Source organism: Leucobacter chromiireducens, assembly GCF_051993095.1.
In the GTDB taxonomy this organism is placed as follows: domain Bacteria; phylum Actinomycetota; class Actinomycetes; order Actinomycetales; family Microbacteriaceae; genus Leucobacter; species Leucobacter chromiireducens.
The window spans coordinates 1,388,100-1,404,030 of record NZ_CP197024.1 but is presented as its reverse complement, the minus strand read 5'-3'; the positions used below and the strand labels follow the sequence as shown (position 1 = coordinate 1,404,030).

Here is a 15,931-nt window from a genome sequence, read left to right as displayed (position 1 = left end):
TGGGCAAACAAATGCCCCACCAGTCTGGCAATCGCGCGACCCGCGAAGCTGGCAATTCCCGCATCATCGGCTGCGCCAGTGCTGCACCCTAGTTCCGCACAATAGTCGCGGAGCGACACGAGACCCCACCGTACTCGTGCCGCTCCGCGGTCGTACCCGGCCCACTCAGGACTGGAACGCTAGTTCACCGCCTGAGCACCGCGCATCCACGGTGGCACGAGGTCAGTGATGTGTTGAGCGAGAGCCCCAGGCTCGAGCTCGAGATCACCGAGAAGCCAGCTCATGAGCACACTTGCCACACCGGAAGACGCAAAGTTCGACGCAATGCTCACGCTGACCTGGTCTGGGATGGGGTGGAGCCTGGCAAGGTGATACTCAAGCGCCCCCGCGAGCACATCCGCGAGACCTCGCTCGCTCACGCCTGGCGGAGACATCGCGATCACCGCGCGGTAGAACGCCCAGTTCTCTTCAAAGTGCGCGACCAACTGGCGGTTCGCCCGGCGAACTCCGAAATCAAGGCCACCTCCCGCGACATCGGCTTCCGCCAAGACTGCGATCGCTACGAGCCGCGTGCGCTGCAGGTAGAGCGCAAAATCGCCCAGACCCTCGAAGTGCTTGTAGAACACGGAGCGACTCACGCCCGCGCGCCGCACAAGTGAGGTCACCGAAATGTCGGCGTGCTCGCGCCCCAGCTCCTCAGCAGCCGCGCACAAGCGCTCGCGCACGGCCACGCTGCGCGGGTCAGTGCTGTGCACGACCTGCCGCACGGACCGTTCCTGCGCCCGCGTCTGCCCCGTGCGGGGTGCGCCCGAATGGCTCGACATGCTGACACGGCAACACGCTCATGGACACGTGTCTACGAAACCGCGGCGCTTTCGCGCTGGAGGTGGGGGCAGGATTCGAACCTGCGTGCACGGCTTTGCGAGCCGCGACCTCTCCACTCGGTCACCCCACCGGAAGTACTGCTCAGCTCAGTCGAATTCCACCCCTCCCATTGCCGCCCACGCAAGATCGTCGGCGAGCCGAGCCTGCTCGGCGTCATCAAGCGCGTGCACAGTCAGCCGCACCCACGCAGCGAACGTCGCGCCGAGGGCGAATTCGTGCCCCCCGCGGGCGAGCCATCCCCGCTCACGCAAGCGCGGCAGCATGTCAACGGCGGGAGCACCGGTGCGCACCCACACATTGAGCCCGTCCCTCCCGCTTCCCGTAAGCCCGACGCGTGCGAGCTGTGCCACAAACGACGACGCCCGCTCCGCGTAATGCGCAGACGCGCGCGCCGTGCGCTCGTCGCTCCCGGGTGCCGTCAGCAGCGCGAGGCTCACCCGCTGCAGCAGGTGACTCACCCACGTGATGCCTCCGCTGATCCTCAGTGCCAGCTGCTCCGCCGTGAGCGGATCACTGGCGACCAGCGCCACGCGAAGATCTGGGCCCAGCACTTTCGACAGCGATCGCACGAGCGCCCAGCGCCGATGCGTACTTGGCACGATCGTCGCGTAGCGCGCAGTGGAAAGGAGTGCGAAGTGATCATCCTCGATGATCAGAACATGTGGGAAGTCGGCGAGCACCGCGCGCAGCTCCGCCGCGCGCTCTTCAGTGAGACTCACCCCCGTGGGGTTGTGCGCGCGCGGCGTGCACACGACCGCACGCGCACCCGCTTCGAGCGCACTGCGCAGCTCGTCCGGCCGCATCCCCGCCTCATCGACAGTCACGGCAAGTGGGCGATAGCCCGCCTGCTTCACGGTGCTGATGCTCGTGAGAAAGCAGGGGTCTTCAAGCGCCACAGCGTCACCCGGAGCCAGGGCTTGTGCGAGCAGCCGTTCGACGCCGTCGACCGCCCCGGAGGTGACCGTCAGCGCAAAGGGACGCGACTGATCCCGCGCGATCCACTTCGTCGCCCACTCAGCAAGCCCGGGATCACTGGTCGCCTCGCCATAGACCCGTGGGGGCGCGGGCGCGAGGCGAACCGAGAGCGGATCCGGCAGGAGCGCAGGATCCGGGTTCCCGTGCCCCACATCCCGGAGCAGTGCTCCCCGATCACGCGCGTCCTCGACCGCTCGCCCCTCCTCCGGGAGCACCGCGAGCGGATCGAGCAGGATCGTGCCGCCGCCGCGCCTCGTCACGGCGATGCCTGCGCTCACGAGCAATCGGTACGCGGCGAGCGCCGTGTTCCGGTTGACTCCCAGCTGCTCCGCGAGTGCACGCACGGGCGGCAGAGCGTCGCCCGGCACGAGGCTCCCCGCATCCAACTGCGCACGAACACTCGCCGCGATCTCCTCGGCGGTTGCGCCAAAGAGTGCGGTTGCCCCCGCCCCTGCGGTGCGTCGCGCCTGCTGCATACGTTCTCCTCGCGGCGGGGTTCGGCGACCCCAACGCACCGAATCCCCGCCATCTCTGTCTGACAGCACCCATGCTACGGTTTGACCTATGACAAGTCAATCGGATGCTGAACTGCCCATCCACGACTTCCCCACCGCAACCGGGGTGACGGACTTCGTGCACAACATCGCCGCCGTGCGCGGCAAGATCGCCAAAGCCGCTGAACGCGTGGGGCGTGAGCCGCGGGAGGTGCGCCTGCTCCCCGTCAGCAAGACGGTGCCCGAAGACCGCATTCGTCTTGCGGTCCAGGCGGGCTGCCGCGAGCTCGGAGAGAACAAGGTGCAGGAGGCTGCGCGAAAGTCCGCGGCGCTCGCTGATCTCGACGTCCGGTGGTCGGTGATCGGACACCTCCAGACAAACAAGGCCCGCGATGTGGCCGCGTTTGCGAGCGAGTTCCAGGCCCTCGACAGCGAACGCGCTGCAGCGGCGCTCGATCGCAGGCTTCAGGCCGCAGGCCGGTCGCTCGATGTATTCGTACAGGTGAACACCTCCGCGGAGCCGCAAAAGTACGGCTTGCCACCGGAAGACGTCGCGGCGTTCCTCAAGACGCTACCCCACTATTCGGCGCTCCGCGTGCGCGGCCTCATGACGCTCGCCGTGTTCAGTTCGGACACCGAGCGCGTGCGCGCCTGCTTCAGCCGACTCCGCACACTGCGCGACCGTCTGCGCGACAGCGATCCCGATCTACTGGGGGACGCCGGCCTATCCATGGGCATGTCGGGCGACTATGAGATCGCGGTTGAAGAGGGCGCGACCTGCGTGCGCGTCGGTCAGGCAATCTTCGGGGCGCGCCAGGTGCCAGACAGCCACTACTGGCCGGGGCTCTAGGCCGCCACGACCGGTGTGACCGGAGTGACACAGATACTCCTCTCACGCGGAGAACGCAAGCCCCTGTCTTCTCACCTCGACACGGGGTAGCTTCGGCCCCGTACCGAGCGAGACTCGCTTGGCCGGAAAGGGGCTGAAATCATGAGTTTCCTGGCTTTTCTGATCCTCGGCTTGATCGCCGGAGCAATAGCGAAAGCGATCATGCCAGGTGAACACGGCGGAGGCTGGTTCACAACACTGATCCTCGGCGTGGTGGGCGCCATGCTCGGCGGCTGGCTGGGCGGGTTGATCTTTGGCGCGGACATGGGTGCCTTCTGGTCGCTGCAGTCCTGGCTCCTCGCAATCGGCGGCTCGATTGTCGTGCTGCTGCTCTTCGGCCTCTTCGCAGGCAGGAAGGAGGGCGCGCACTAGCACGCGGGCACCGCACATACCCGCGGTGGTTCACGGGGCGCCGGGGCTGCATGTCCCCGGCGCCCCGCCCGCGCGTGCGAGCGCGTCGTTTGGCTGGAGCGGCTAGCTCAGCTCCGGGTGCTGGCGCGCGAACTTTTCCGCTTCTTCCTCGCTCACCACGACGAGACCCTGCGCGGTGTGTGAGCGGGCGGTGAGCACGCGCAGCCACACCGGATTCAGCTCGGGTGTGCGGCTCCCCGCAAAGCGGAAGCCGAGCGCCACGTGTGGCGACAGCCACAGCGACACGCGACCGCTCCCCTGCTCCGGAGTCTTGCTCCAGCTCAGGTAGCAGCTCTCCTGCGTGCGCAGCTTCTGGCCGATCACGACCTTCAGATGCGCGAGCAGGCGATCGTCAAACTCGTACTCATGCGTTCCGTGCATCAGATAGCCCATGAGCTGATCTTTGCATGCCTTTTCCCTGTTCGGGTAGCTTTCGCATGCCTTCCGCTTACGAGAGCAGGCGGCGCAGCCAGGAAGAAAACCCCTCAACCGCGAAGACGATCACGAGCACGCACAGGAGCAGGAACAGCAGCTCGTGCTGGTTGATGCGTGCGGCCGCCGAGAGCATGTAGCCGATGCCTCCGCCGCCGACGATTCCGAGCACTGTCGCAGAGCGGATGTTCGTGTCAAGCAGGTAGAGCGTGTGCCCAATGAACGCGGGCACCGCCTGCGGGAATGTAGCGCCGGCGAAGACCTGCGTGCGGCCTGCCCCCACCGCCGTGAGCGCGCGCTCCGGGCCCGGGTTCACCTCCTCGAGCGAGTCGGCCACGAGCTTGCCGAGCAGCCCCACCCCGCCGATGCCGAGTGCCAGTACCGCGGCGCCAGGGCCCAGCCCGGTGAGGATGATGAAGAAGAGCGCCAGGAGTAGTTCGGGCAGACCTCGGATCACGACGAGCAGGAACCGCGCGGTACCGCGCACGGCGGGGTTCGGGGCCACATTTCGTGCCGCGAGCGTGCCAATGAGCAGCGAGAACACCACTGCGAAGAGCGTTGCCGCAAACGCGATCTGCACGGTTTCGAGCAGCGCGACGGCCACCTCGCCCCACTTCTCCTCCGCGAGCGCGGGCGGCCAGAGCCGCCCCACCGCGATGCCGAGGTTCTGCCAGAAGTTGGCGAAGCTGCTCCCCTGTGTGCCCGCGATAACGATCGAGGCGGCAAGCACCGCGGCTGCGCCCCAGATCAGCGCCGCCAGTCGCACCCGATCTGGCGTCCACGGCACGCGACCCGCGCGGCCCAGCCGGAGCTGTGCATCGGCACGACGCGAGTCAGCAGCACGATGCGCGGGATCCGGGGTCCACCGGCGCACCAAGCGATGCGCGATGCTCCGACCCGCGGGCTGCGCCCCGAGCAGGGAGCGGCGAATCAGCGCGGACGCGATCTCGAAGGCCACGCACAGCACAAAGATGATGATCGCGAACGGCATCGCCGCGCGATAGTTGAGCGTCTGCATGGCGATGCTCAGCTCCTGCCCCAGCCCGGCCACCCCCACGAAGCCGAGGATCACTGAGACACGCAGGTTGATATCCGCGCGATGCAGCACGATTGCAATGTACGCGGGGAGGATCTGCGGCCAGACGGCGCCCCAGAACTGCTGCGACTTGCCGGCCCCCGTCGCGCGAAGCGCCCGCACGGGCCCGTCATCGATCTGCTCGATCGCGTCAGCCGTGAGCTTGCTGATCATGCCGATTGAGTGAATACCGAGCGCAAGCACGCCCGCGAGTGCGCCCTGACCAATGATCAGCGCGAAGATCATCGCCATGATCGCGTCGGGTGCGGCACGAGTCGTCACCCCGAGGAAGCGGCCGAGCACACCACTCGCACGGCTCGGCGCGGTGTTGCGCGCCGCAAGGTACGCAACGGGGATCGAAATGGCTGCCGCAAGGGCGGTGCCGCAAAAGACGATCGCGAGTGTGAGGGCGCACAGCCAAAGGGTTTCGCCCACGGTTGGCCAGACAAACGGCACGGTGCGCGCGAGGAACGACCCCGCGTACTCGGTGCCGCGCACCATCTGCTCGAACGAGAGGCCGACGCCACGGAACGACCACAGCGCCGCAGCGAGCAGCGCGAGGAGGAGTGTCGTTGCGATGACGCCGTTCCGGCTCGGCGCCGGGAGCGTCACGCGGCGCGCGTTGCCCGAGCCGCGCGGAGTGCGCTGTGGAGTGCGCTGGGGAGTGCGCTCGAGGGTCGTGCTGCCGCTCACGCCGTCACCCCGGAGAGCGCGGGGACGGGGTGAGCTTCGGGATCCCGATCGAAATCCGAGAGCGGAAGCTCGGCGACGTTCGCGGGCGCAACCTGGCGATACACGCGCATGACGGTCTCACGGTCGAGCCCGGCGGCCGGGGTATCGAGCACGGTGGCCCCGTGCCGCAGCCCGACGATGCGGTCTGCCCACGACAGGGCGAGATCCACCTGGTGGAGCGTGCACAAGACGGTCAGTTCGCGCCGCACCGCGATCTCGCGGATGAGGCGCATGACCTGCTGGGACGACTCCGGGTCGAGGGAGGCGACGGGCTCATCTGCAAGGAGGATCTCGGGATCTTGCATGAGCGCCCGAGCGATTGCGACGCGCTGCTGCTGCCCGCCCGAAAGCGTGTCCGCGCGCTGGAAGGCGTGCGCTTCAAGCCCTACCTCGGCGAGCAGGTCGAGTGCGCGCACCCGGAGCGCGCGGGGGTAGCTCAGCAAGCCGAGGCGCGGACCCCGGAGCGTGGCGAGTGCTCCCGTGAGCACGTTCTCGAGCACGGTGACCGGGCCGACCAGCTCAAACTGCTGAAAGATGAAGCCGACGCGGCTGCGCAGCTCGCGGAGTGACCGACCGCGCAGGGCCGACACCTCGGAGCCGAGCACACGCACCTCACCGGAGGACGCGGTCTCAAGGCCGTTCAGATGGCGCAGCAGGGTGGACTTGCCCGAGCCTGAAAGGCCGAGCAGCACCACAACCTCGCCGGCAGCGACGTTGAGGGAGACGGCATCAAGTGCGGTCGTGGGGCCGAATTGCTTGCTGACGTCTGCGAGCTGGATCACCGGGGTGGGTGGCATGTGCGGGGCTCCTTCGGGCGGGAGGCGGAAGTGTGTGGGAGGAAAGATCCGGGCACGGGGCCCGACGCAACGCGCCGAGCCCCAGAACCGGTGGATGCCGTGATTACGGCTGGCACTGCGCGGCGCCGGTCTCCTCGCAGACCTTGCGCACGCTGTCGTAGTAGGAGTCCTCGACCGGCACGAGCTCGTAGAAGAACGCCTTGAACGCGTCGGTCACTTCGATCCCCTCAGCCGCGATCTCGTCGAGCGTGATGTTCTGCAGCGCGTCGGAGAGGCTCTGCTGCACGTCGCTCGGCAGGTTCGTCGACATGACGAGCGGCGCACCGGGCACGGTCACCCGGTTGATCACGGTGAGATCGCCCTCGGCGAAGAGGCCATCCGCGATGCCGGTGGTCTCGACGACCGCGTCCTCAGCGAAGCCTGCATCGCACTCGACGCCCTGCGCGGTCTTCTGCGCCGACGCGTCGTGCCCGCCTGCGAACACGGGGGTGACATCCTTCTCGGGATCGAGGCCAACCGCGAGCAGCTCGGCGCTCGGGTAGAGGTATCCGGATGTCGAGCCGGGATCGACGAAGCAGACCTTCTTGCCCTTCAGATCCTCAATCTTCGTGATGTCCGACCCCTTCGGAACGACGGTGAGCGACTCGTATCCGGGCTCCTCACCCTCGGTCGTCACGGTCACGCCGAGGGGGGTGAGCTTGGCGCCGCCGTTGGTGGCCGCGACGTAGGTGAAGCCGGAGAAGTTGCCAATGTCGATGCGGCCGGCGATCGAGGCCTCGACGAGCGCGGCGTAGTCGGTGGACTGGACGAGCTCGACCTCTTTGCCGGTCTTCGCCGCAATGTAGTCGACGAGCGGCTGGAAGTTGCTGTCGACCGACTGCTGGTCCGGGACCATGCCCATGACCAGCGTGTTCTCGTCCTTCGCGAAGCCCTCGGCGGAGTTCGAAGTCTCGGCGCCGTCAGCGGCCTGCTCAGCGGCGGGCGCGCAGGCGGCGAGCGTGCCGACGAGGGAGAGCCCGGCGACGAGAGCGAGTCCGCGGCGGAGTGATGCGTTCACGGGGTGTGACCTTTCGGTTGTGAGTGGGGTACTGCGGGTGGGTGATTCAGGTGAAGTTTGGAAGGTTTCGCGGGCGGCGAGGTGATCGGCTCAGCGCCGCGCGGGCCGCCGCGCAGCCAGTGCGCGCACCCAGACGGGGGTCGCGCCACGAAGGTCCGGGACGACGGCGTCGGCGTGCTCTGCCCACGAGGTGTCTTCAGCTCGGACGAGCACTGCGGTGCATCCTGCGGCGAGCGCGGCGCGAAGCCCCACCTCGGAGTCCTCAAACACCACGCACTCGGCGCTCTCCCGCCCCAGCAGGCTGGCAGCGATCCGGTAGGGGGCGGGGTCGGGCTTCGTGGCGGGCACGTCGTCTGCAGTCACGAAGTAGGAGAAGGCGCTGAGGTCGACGTGGCGTGCGGCGGTTTCGAGCCAGCGGCGGGAGGAGCTAGTCACGAGGGCCATCGGGATCCCGGCCGCGCGCAGCCCCGCGAGCATCTCTTCGGCGCCAGGGCACCACTCGATCGTGCCCTCGAGCGCGGTGAGCGAGGCTTCCTCAAGGAGCTCGCCGATCGTGCACTCGCTGAGCGGGCTGCGCAGCTCAGCGCGGATGAGCTCGCCCGCCTGTGCAACGGTGGCGCCTTCGAGGCGGGAGATGAGTTCCGCCGATGCGATCCCGCCCAGGTCTGCGACGACCGCGCAAACAGTTTCGAGCCAGGTGCGCTCGGTGTCGAGGAGGGTGCCGTCAAGGTCGCAGAGCACAACACAGGGGGCGAGCGAGGTGGTGTCGCTCGGCACAAGTGCTTCGGAGGCGGGAATGCTGTTCACCCGTTCATTACGGCGCGTGCGGATGAGCAGTTGAGAACCGTGCGATGAACGGGATCTGAACGTTTTCGGACGTCCCCTGTGATGGCGCGGACAACTGCGCACGGCTGTTCAAAACCTCGCCGCCTGGGGAGATGACGGGCGCTAACCTGGCCCCGTGACTTCCCCGCGTCCCACGTCTCACCGCGATGTTCTCCGCGACCTCCTCGCTCGTATTGTCGACGGCGAGTTCGTCGCTGGCACGGCGCTTCCCTCGGAGACCCGGCTTGCCGAGCGCTACGGCGTTGCCCGCGGCACGGTGCGCAATGCGCTCGCGGGTTTGGAGGACCGGGGCATGGTGTCCCCCGTGCAGGGTGCGGGCTGGATCGTGCAGTCGACGCTCCACACGCAGAGCTTTGTTGAGCTGCGTTCGTTCGCGCAGTGGGCGCGCAGCAAAGGGATGACGCCTGGTGGGCTCGTGCACGCGACCGAGCGCGGGAACGCAAGCTCGGCGGAGGCACGCAAGCTGCGCGTCGCGTCGCGAAGCGCGGTGCTGCGCGTTACGCGCACGCGCACCCTGGGCGGCCGGGTCGTGATGTTGGAGCGCACGACATACCCCGGGTGGATTGCCGAGCGCATTGCGACGATCCCCGCGGATGAGGCGTCGGTTGTTGACGTGATGCAGTCGCAGTTTGGGGTGACCACGGCGCACGCGGACCATGCGATCGATGCGGTGCCGGCGTCGAGCGCGGATTCGGCACTCCTCGGAGTGCGCCGCTCGAGTCCTCTGCTTCGTGTACGCCGCACGAGCTACACGGCCAGCGGGCAGGCCATCGAGTACGGCGAGGACCGCTACCTCCCGGACACGGTCACCTTCCAGGTGCAGGCGTCAAGCGTCAGCAACACGCTCACCCGCAGCGAGTTCTCTGACGCGTAGGAGCCTGCTGAGTGTCGAACGCAGAAGGCGGTGTGGCTTCGCGCTATCGTTCGAGGAGTCGCCGCCCGCTCTAGGAGGACCCCGTGACGATCCGTCGTGTCGCAGACTCAAGTGTTGCCGAGGTGTTTTCGCTCCCGCTTCGAATACCGAGCTATCAGCGCCCGTACTCGTGGTCTGCTTCCACCGCGATGCAGCTCTTCGACGACCTGCACGAGTGGTTTACCAGGAGCGTTTCAGGCGCAACACCCGAGGGCGAGACACCCTACGTGCTCGGCTCGGTGATTCTGCATGAGCGCCACAGCGCGGACGGCCTGGTCTATGACCTTGTTGACGGGCAGCAGCGCATGTTGACCCTTCGAATCCTCCTGACTCTGCTCGATACAAAAGCGTCTCCCGAGACTTCAAGTGACGCGCCCCCAGCGAGCGGAACAAGCGCACCGCCGATTGTGCATGCTCGATCGGCCCTGCGCCGGGCGATGACCAGGCACTTCGGAGACGACAGCGCGGACCGGAAGCGCTTCGCCAGCGCGATTCGTGCACGCTGCCAGATCGTACAAGTGGTGACCGATAGCGAAGATGAAGCCTTTCGTATCTTTGACTCGCAGAACTATCGCGGGAAGCCGCTCTCCCCACACGATCTCCTCAAGGCCCACCACCTTCGAGAAATGGCGCACGAGAACGATACGGTGACACAAGCCGTCATTGAGCAGTGGGAGAACGCGAGCGATAGTGACCTGCATCGGCTGTTCGGGCTGTATCTCTACCGCATCAAGCGTTGGTCTGCGGGAGAGCGAGCTGGAGAGTTCACCGCCGCAGATGTCGGCTCCTTCAAAGGGATCACCCTCGCAGACGCACATGTTCCCAGCCTGCGGTACCACTTGGCTTCGCAGGAGGCCCTGCCCCTGCTCAACGCCTGGTCCGATAGTGGCACGCTCCCGCAGCTGACCGGTGAACACAGCAGGTTCCAATTGACAGAACCGCTTCGAGCCGGGCGCGGCTTCTTTGAGATGACCGCGTTCATGCTCAGCGAGGTGGAACGGCTGCTCGCTGAGCCCGTGCCCGGTCAGGCACCCCAGGCTGATCAGCCACCAAAGACTTTTGCGGCGTGGCGAAAACAACCGCGCTATCAAAAGTGTGTGGATCTGTACATCGCTGCTGTGCTGCTCTACGTGAATCGCTTTGGGGAGGAAACTCGAACCGAGGCAGAACCAGCGCTATTCGTTTGGGCGTTTCAGCTCCGGACGAGGCTCCTCCGCGTGCAGCACCAATCAATCGAGCTTCTTGCTACGGGAGCGACTCCTGGAGGGCAAGAAAGCCAACCGTCACCGTTCACGCTACTCCGTGCTTCATTCGACGGGAGAGCGGTACACCGGTTGACTCCAGTAGTCACGCAGCGCGCCAAAGAGTTCGAGGCAGATCTCTTTGCTGTCTTGGAAAGGATGCACGGATGAGTGTTGAAAACAACGCACGCGAAGTACTCGGCGCAAAACAGGATCTCTCCTCAGAGAGTCTCACCATCAGCCAGCTTTTCGCGTCCGACACCTCGTACTCCGTTCCTGTCTATCAGCGAAACTACGCATGGGAGGCGTCGCAGATCGAGCAACTACTCGAGGACGTCGCCGACGCACTGCGCGCCAGTCGCGCCGACGATTCCTCGCAGGGGTACTTCCTGGGCAACGTGGTTGTGCGGAAGAAGGCGCCGCCGGTCGGGGGTCGAAGCGACGTGTTCTCGGTTGTGGATGGTCAGCAGCGGCTCACAACGCTCGCCCTCGTTTTCACAGTCCTGAGATCCGAAGGGGTGACCACGACACCTCCGGGAGCCACTGAGAGCCTCCACTACGAGTCGCGGCCGCGCTCCACAGCCACACTTCGGCTCGTTGCAGAGGGGACGGATCCTCAAACGGCACATCGAAGCGAGAACCTCGACGCTGGGATCCTCCAGGCGGTAAACGTCATCACACAACACCTCAGGGGCCCAAGGTTTCGGGGCCAGCTCACCGAGTTTGCTCACTTCCTGCAGCACGGCGTAACCGTTGTTCGCGTAGCGCTTCCCCGGAGCACGGATCTCAATCGCTACTTCGAGGTCATGAACACTCGCGGCAGACAACTCCAGCAGGTGGATATCGTCAAGGCGCGTCTGATGGCTGAACTGCGAAACGTCAGCGGAGACTCCCAACCATCTGACCAACTGCAGCTCGCGCGAGAACTCGCAACCTTTGCATGGGTCTGGGATGCGTGTGCCGATATGGACCGCTACGTGCAGCAAGCGCTGACAACAAACGATCAGGCACTGCGGGAGAAACTGTTTACGCCGGGCTCGTGGTCGTGGCTCACGGCAAAGAGCTTTGCCGACCTCGTGACCGCACGGACCCACGAACGCACCACCGGAGCGTCAAGATTCCTCACACCAAGTGAGCACGATGACGCGCTCACGCTCGACTCAGCGATCGCAAGGTACGAAACGGTCGCCACATCAGACGCACGGCCTGGCGAAGACCCCGAGCAGTTTCGTTCAACGATCGAGTTCCCTTCGTTCCTACTCCACGCGCTGCAGGTGTTTCGACAGCGCTCGTCGAGTTCAGACTCGGCTGACCCCCTTCCCGTGCAGACGGCGGAGAACGTCGACGAGGCCGAATACGTCGACTCCAGCCTCGATGACAAACGCCTGATTCAGCTGTTTGCGGAGGAGTTCTCAGGCGCTGGGGCCGCGCATGTTCGCAAATTTGCTTGGGTGCTGCTCCAAGTGCGGAATCTCTTCGATGCGTTCATCCTCAAACGGGAGTATCTCTCCCGCGCTGGGGAGGATGGGGCCTGGTCGCTTCGCCGTGTGACCAGGCGGACGAGCAATGATCGCGACAGCACGGGCTACGTTGGCACGTTCGCTGCACCTGCTCAGTCAGAAGACCGGGATCCGGGTGAAGCTGCTGGGCGCAATGACACCCGACAGGGTCAACTTCTGCTCCTCGAATCGATGCTGCGAGTTACCTACACCTCGCCACGGAGCATGCACTGGATCACGCTAATTCTTTGCCACGTAGCCGGAGCCGCGGACCCGGCACTGATCCACGAGTCCGAGCTCGTCGAGGTGGTGCAAAGCTACGCACGCGGCAGGGTGCGGTCTGCTTTCCCGCAGGAGGCAGAGCCGCGCGGCTTCGATATTCCTCGCATTGTCTTCACGTACCTCGATTACCTCCTGTTGAGTTCCGAACACCGAGGAAGCGCTGGCGGTTTTGCGTTTGGCTTCCGCACCTCGATCGAGCACTTTTACCCGCAGAACCCAGCGGAGGAGCAACACTCACTCGCGCCCCTCTCCGAGGAAGACCTGCACTGCCTGGGAAACCTCGCACTCGTCAGCGTGAGCAGCAACTCACGCTTTGGAAATCTTCTCCCCACCTCAAAAGCCGCGGACTACAACGCGACAATCGAGCAGCAGAGCCCCAAGCTGGCAGTGATGGCGGAGCTCACTCGTCAGGCAAAGAAGTGGAGCCCGGAGATGGTACGGGCACACCACCGCGAGATGGTGGCCCTTATCCAAGAGGACCTTCGCCTCGGGGAGGTTCCCTCAAGGAGGCAGTCGGCCAACATCACGGCGTGAGCGTCTAACGCACGCGCAGCGCGCCCGGCTGCACCGAGATCTCGATGCGGCTCACCTCACCCAGCTCGTCGCCATCCACCTCGAACACCCGCGGTTCGGCGAGGTCCACGGTGAGCGCGGTCAAGCGCTCGTGCGCGGCACTCGCGCTGCTCTCCGCGGAGTCACCCCCGGTGAGCATGCGCTTCACCCCGTTGTCCCAGACCATGTTGCGCAGGGTGTCCGCCCACCCGGCGACGCCGTCGGCACGCAGGAGCAGGAGATCGAGCTTGCCGTCGCTCGGGTCTGCGTCGGGCAGCAGCGTGATGCCGCCCTGGAGCATGCCGCAGTTTCCCACGATCAGCGTGTGCGCGTGCTCGTCGATGGCGGCTCCCCCATCCCGTGCGAGCTGCAGGTCGATGACTTCACTCGCGGCGACCGCGCGGCCGAGCGATTCGACGTAGGCAAGCCAGCCCGCACGCGCCTTCAAATCGTCGTCGGTCTCCGTGATCATGTGCGCATCGATCCCGAAGCCCGCCATCACCGCGAATGCGTGGCGCTCCGTCCCACCGTCGGCACGTGTGAGCTCCACCCAACCCAGATCAATCTCGGTGCCTTCCTCAGAAAACGCCCGATCACACGCAGCGGCGGGGTCGCCGAGCGGCACCCCCAGGTTTCGGGCAAGCAGGTTGCCGGTGCCGAGCGGAATGATCCCGAGATCGGCCTCCGCTGAGCCCGCAAGCTCCTCTGCCACTGCGCGCACCGTGCCATCGCCGCCTGCGGCAAGCACCAGGGTGGCGCCGGCGTCGAGCGCCGCTCGAGTGGCTGCTCGCCCTGGATCATCCGGGCTCGTTTCGTGCCAGCTCAGGTCATCCGAACGGTCGGCGGGGATCGCCTGTTCGAGATCCTCCCGACTCGTCTTCGACGGATTCCACACAATCCCTACGCGCGCAGCGTTCACAGCTCATCCCTCCGACAGTGGCGGGCCCACCGCGCGAGGGTCCGCTGCGATGGCACCCGTCTTACTTCGAGCCTAGAGGGCGTGCTCGACTGTCAGGCTGAGCAATCGGTGGCAGTTCAGCGGGGCGGGGCAGCACCCGCGGCTGGGGATCAGCGCGAGGGCGACTCCCCCGACGCAGCGGCGGGTGCCTGGGCGTCCACCTCGCTCGACTCGGCTACGTCTTCCTCGGCTACGTTTTCGTCGGCCCCGTCGCCCTCAGCAACGGGCTCCTTCGGGCACCGCAGATGCGTCGGCTTTCCTGGGCCACCGCGGTCGATGCGATGCAGCTTCATCGAGTGCCCGCACACCGGGCACTTCGGATCTGCCGGCTGAACGTACGCGGGCTCGCCACGATCGCCGAGCTGCGCCGGCCCTTCGAACTGGTAGAAGAGGCGCTGCACGGCAGCATAGAACCCCGGCACCCCGTCGTAGGGAGTCTTGTGCCAGAGATGGTACTTTTCTCGTTTTTGTTTGCGCACAAACAAAATGTTACCACAGAACGTTTGTGCACAAATGAGTTAGAATCTGAGCATGGCAACCGAGTCAACTCCCGAGGATCTGCTGAAGCTGGATCGCCAGGTGTGCTTCGCCCTCGCCGTGGCGAGCCGCAGCGTCATCGGCGTGTACCGCCCCATTCTTGAGCCACTCGGCCTCACCCACCCGCAGTACCTCGTCATGCTGGCGCTCTGGGAGAACGCACCGGTGCGCTTCCGAGATCTCGCGGACTCGCTCCGCCTGGATCCCGCGACGCTCTCACCGCTCGTGAAGCGCCTGGAAAGCCTCGGGCTGATCGCGCGCCAACCGGTCGCAGACGATGATCGCACCTTCGCCCTCGCACCGACCCTCGAGGGGGCAGCCCTTCGCGAGCAGGCCCTCGACGTCCCGCCCGCCGTGATCAGCCGCCTCGGGCTGCCGATCGAACGACTCGAGGCGCTGCGCGACGAACTCACTACGATCATCGCGGCGGTCGACGCGGGCGCCTAACTCTCGTTGGGGCCGCTGTCGCCCCGGCCGGTGAACTCATCCATCGAAGAGTAGACCTTGAAGACGCGCCCCGCTACGAAGTCCCAGGCCCGCGTCGGCAGCACGCCGCGAAACGCCAGTGCAAGCTTCACCGTCCACGGCTTCGTCACGACCGGCGTGCCCCGCAGCATGCCCCGCCAGGCTGCCGCGACGGCCCGCTTCGGTGTCATGATCGGCGTCAGGAGGGGCCCGCGCGCGCCCGCAAACATTCCCGTTGAGATGTAGCTCGGGCAGAACGTGGTGACCGCGACGTGGGCGTGGCCGGTGCGCTCCAGCTCCAGTCGCAGCGACTCACTCCACCCGATCATTGCCCACTTCGACGCGGCATACACGCTCATGCGCGGGTTCGGCAGCGTGCCCGCGGCTGACGCGATGTTGAGGATTCGCTTGGGGCGCGAGCGATCATCGAGCATGGCGGGCAGCACCTCCCGGCTCAACCACATCGGGGCAATCGCATTGACGCGCATAGTGAGTTCGATGTCGCGTTCGGCGTCGTGCTCCCAGAACAGCGCGCCCCGCACGATCCCCGCATTGTTGATCAGCACATCGGGAGCACCGAGCTCCTCGCGGACCCGCGCCATCCCGCGAGACACCGCATCGCGATCCGCAATGTCGATCGCATACGCGCGAACGGTGAGTGTGGAAACGTCGGATTGGGATCGCGCCCCTCGCCCAGCTGCCCGCATGAGTTCCGCGGCAAGCGCCTCGGCACGATCCCGGTCAACGTCCCAGAGGGCGATTGCGGCAGCGCCCTCCCGCGCGGCCCGACGCGCATAGAGCTCCCCCATGCCCCGCGCAGCACCCGTGATGAGCACCGTTGCGCCACGCACTACAGATTGTTCCGCTTGCTTCTTCGCCATGCGGCCAGCG

General features: G+C 66.1%; 16 protein-coding genes and 1 tRNA gene. 6 read left to right on the top strand and 11 right to left on the bottom strand.

Annotation, left to right across the window (positions count from 1 at the left end; all coding sequences use genetic code 11):
* Window positions 1-179 precede the first annotated feature (179 nt).
* From ACR81A_RS06255 to ACR81A_RS06245, 3 genes are all read right to left on the bottom strand, one after another.
* Window positions 180-824, bottom strand: coding sequence for a TetR/AcrR family transcriptional regulator (locus ACR81A_RS06255; RefSeq protein WP_440313031.1), 645 nt, complete (start codon window positions 822-824; stop codon window positions 180-182).
* Window positions 825-881: 57 nt separating this feature from the next.
* A tRNA-Cys gene (locus ACR81A_RS06250) sits at window positions 882-955 on the bottom strand.
* A gap of 16 nt (window positions 956-971) precedes the next feature.
* Window positions 972-2,336, bottom strand: a complete 1,365-nt coding sequence (locus ACR81A_RS06245; RefSeq protein ID WP_440313030.1) for an aminotransferase class I/II-fold pyridoxal phosphate-dependent enzyme — start codon at window positions 2,334-2,336, stop codon at window positions 972-974.
* Between the two features lie 88 nt (window positions 2,337-2,424).
* On the opposite strand from ACR81A_RS06245, the gene ACR81A_RS06240 reads away from it, so the two are divergent.
* The gene (locus tag ACR81A_RS06240) at window positions 2,425-3,204 is read left to right on the top strand and encodes a YggS family pyridoxal phosphate-dependent enzyme (protein WP_440313029.1); all 780 of its coding nucleotides are present in this window, start codon (window positions 2,425-2,427) and stop codon (window positions 3,202-3,204) included.
* Window positions 3,205-3,345: 141 nt separating this feature from the next.
* Window positions 3,346-3,615, top strand: coding sequence for a GlsB/YeaQ/YmgE family stress response membrane protein (locus tag ACR81A_RS06235; RefSeq protein ID WP_202382110.1), 270 nt, complete (start codon window positions 3,346-3,348; stop codon window positions 3,613-3,615).
* A 102-nt stretch (window positions 3,616-3,717) separates the two neighbouring features.
* Here ACR81A_RS06235 and ACR81A_RS06230 read toward each other — a convergent pair whose 3' ends face one another.
* The 5 genes from ACR81A_RS06230 to ACR81A_RS06210 all read right to left on the bottom strand — a co-directional run bounded on the left by ACR81A_RS06230 (window position 3,718) and on the right by ACR81A_RS06210 (window position 8,554).
* The gene (locus ACR81A_RS06230; RefSeq protein WP_440313028.1) at window positions 3,718-4,035 is read right to left on the bottom strand and encodes a DUF7882 family protein; all 318 of its coding nucleotides are present in this window, start codon (window positions 4,033-4,035) and stop codon (window positions 3,718-3,720) included.
* A gap of 67 nt (window positions 4,036-4,102) precedes the next feature.
* Entirely contained in the window at window positions 4,103-5,854 is a 1,752-nt protein-coding gene (phnE, locus tag ACR81A_RS06225; protein ID WP_440313027.1) for a phosphonate ABC transporter, permease protein PhnE, read from the bottom strand.
* Window positions 5,851-6,690, bottom strand: a complete 840-nt coding sequence (gene phnC, locus ACR81A_RS06220; protein WP_202382107.1) for a phosphonate ABC transporter ATP-binding protein — start codon at window positions 6,688-6,690, stop codon at window positions 5,851-5,853. The genes phnE and phnC overlap by 4 nt, the downstream gene beginning before the upstream one ends.
* A 103-nt stretch (window positions 6,691-6,793) precedes the next feature.
* A complete protein-coding gene (locus ACR81A_RS06215; protein ID WP_440313026.1) occupies window positions 6,794-7,747 on the bottom strand; it encodes a phosphate/phosphite/phosphonate ABC transporter substrate-binding protein in 954 nt (317 codons plus the stop codon).
* Between the two features lie 90 nt (window positions 7,748-7,837).
* The gene (locus ACR81A_RS06210; protein WP_440313025.1) at window positions 7,838-8,554 is read right to left on the bottom strand and encodes an HAD family hydrolase; all 717 of its coding nucleotides are present in this window, start codon (window positions 8,552-8,554) and stop codon (window positions 7,838-7,840) included.
* A 154-nt stretch (window positions 8,555-8,708) separates the two neighbouring features.
* Between ACR81A_RS06210 and ACR81A_RS06205 the strand changes: the two genes are divergently transcribed.
* The 3 genes from ACR81A_RS06205 (at window position 8,709) to ACR81A_RS06195 (ending at window position 13,062) form a co-directional block, all read left to right on the top strand.
* A complete protein-coding gene (locus ACR81A_RS06205; protein ID WP_202382104.1) occupies window positions 8,709-9,467 on the top strand; it encodes a UTRA domain-containing protein in 759 nt (252 codons plus the stop codon).
* Window positions 9,468-9,550: 83 nt separating this feature from the next.
* A complete protein-coding gene (locus tag ACR81A_RS06200; RefSeq protein ID WP_440313024.1) occupies window positions 9,551-10,918 on the top strand; it encodes a DUF262 domain-containing protein in 1,368 nt (455 codons plus the stop codon).
* Window positions 10,915-13,062 carry a DUF262 domain-containing protein gene (locus ACR81A_RS06195; RefSeq protein ID WP_440313023.1) on the top strand — a complete coding sequence of 716 codons (2,148 nt, stop codon included), beginning with the start codon at window positions 10,915-10,917 and terminating at the stop codon, window positions 13,060-13,062. Before ACR81A_RS06200 ends, ACR81A_RS06195 begins: the two co-directional genes overlap by 4 nt.
* Before the next feature lie 4 nt (window positions 13,063-13,066).
* Here the strand turns inward: ACR81A_RS06195 and ACR81A_RS06190 are convergent, their stop codons facing one another.
* Window positions 13,067-13,999, bottom strand: coding sequence for a diacylglycerol/lipid kinase family protein (locus tag ACR81A_RS06190; protein ID WP_440313022.1), 933 nt, complete (start codon window positions 13,997-13,999; stop codon window positions 13,067-13,069).
* A 149-nt stretch (window positions 14,000-14,148) separates the two neighbouring features.
* Complete coding sequence (locus ACR81A_RS06185) at window positions 14,149-14,517, bottom strand: hypothetical protein (protein WP_237462587.1); 369 nt, start codon at window positions 14,515-14,517, stop codon at window positions 14,149-14,151.
* Window positions 14,518-14,569: 52 nt separating this feature from the next.
* On the opposite strand from ACR81A_RS06185, the gene ACR81A_RS06180 reads away from it, so the two are divergent.
* Window positions 14,570-15,022, top strand: a complete 453-nt coding sequence (locus ACR81A_RS06180) for a MarR family winged helix-turn-helix transcriptional regulator (protein WP_440313021.1) — start codon at window positions 14,570-14,572, stop codon at window positions 15,020-15,022.
* On the opposite strand, the gene ACR81A_RS06175 is transcribed toward ACR81A_RS06180, so the two are convergent.
* Entirely contained in the window at window positions 15,019-15,921 is a 903-nt protein-coding gene (locus tag ACR81A_RS06175; protein WP_202382101.1) for an SDR family NAD(P)-dependent oxidoreductase, read from the bottom strand. The two genes, ACR81A_RS06180 and ACR81A_RS06175, sit on opposite strands and share 4 nt — an antisense overlap.
* Between the last annotated feature and the right edge of the window lie 10 nt (window positions 15,922-15,931).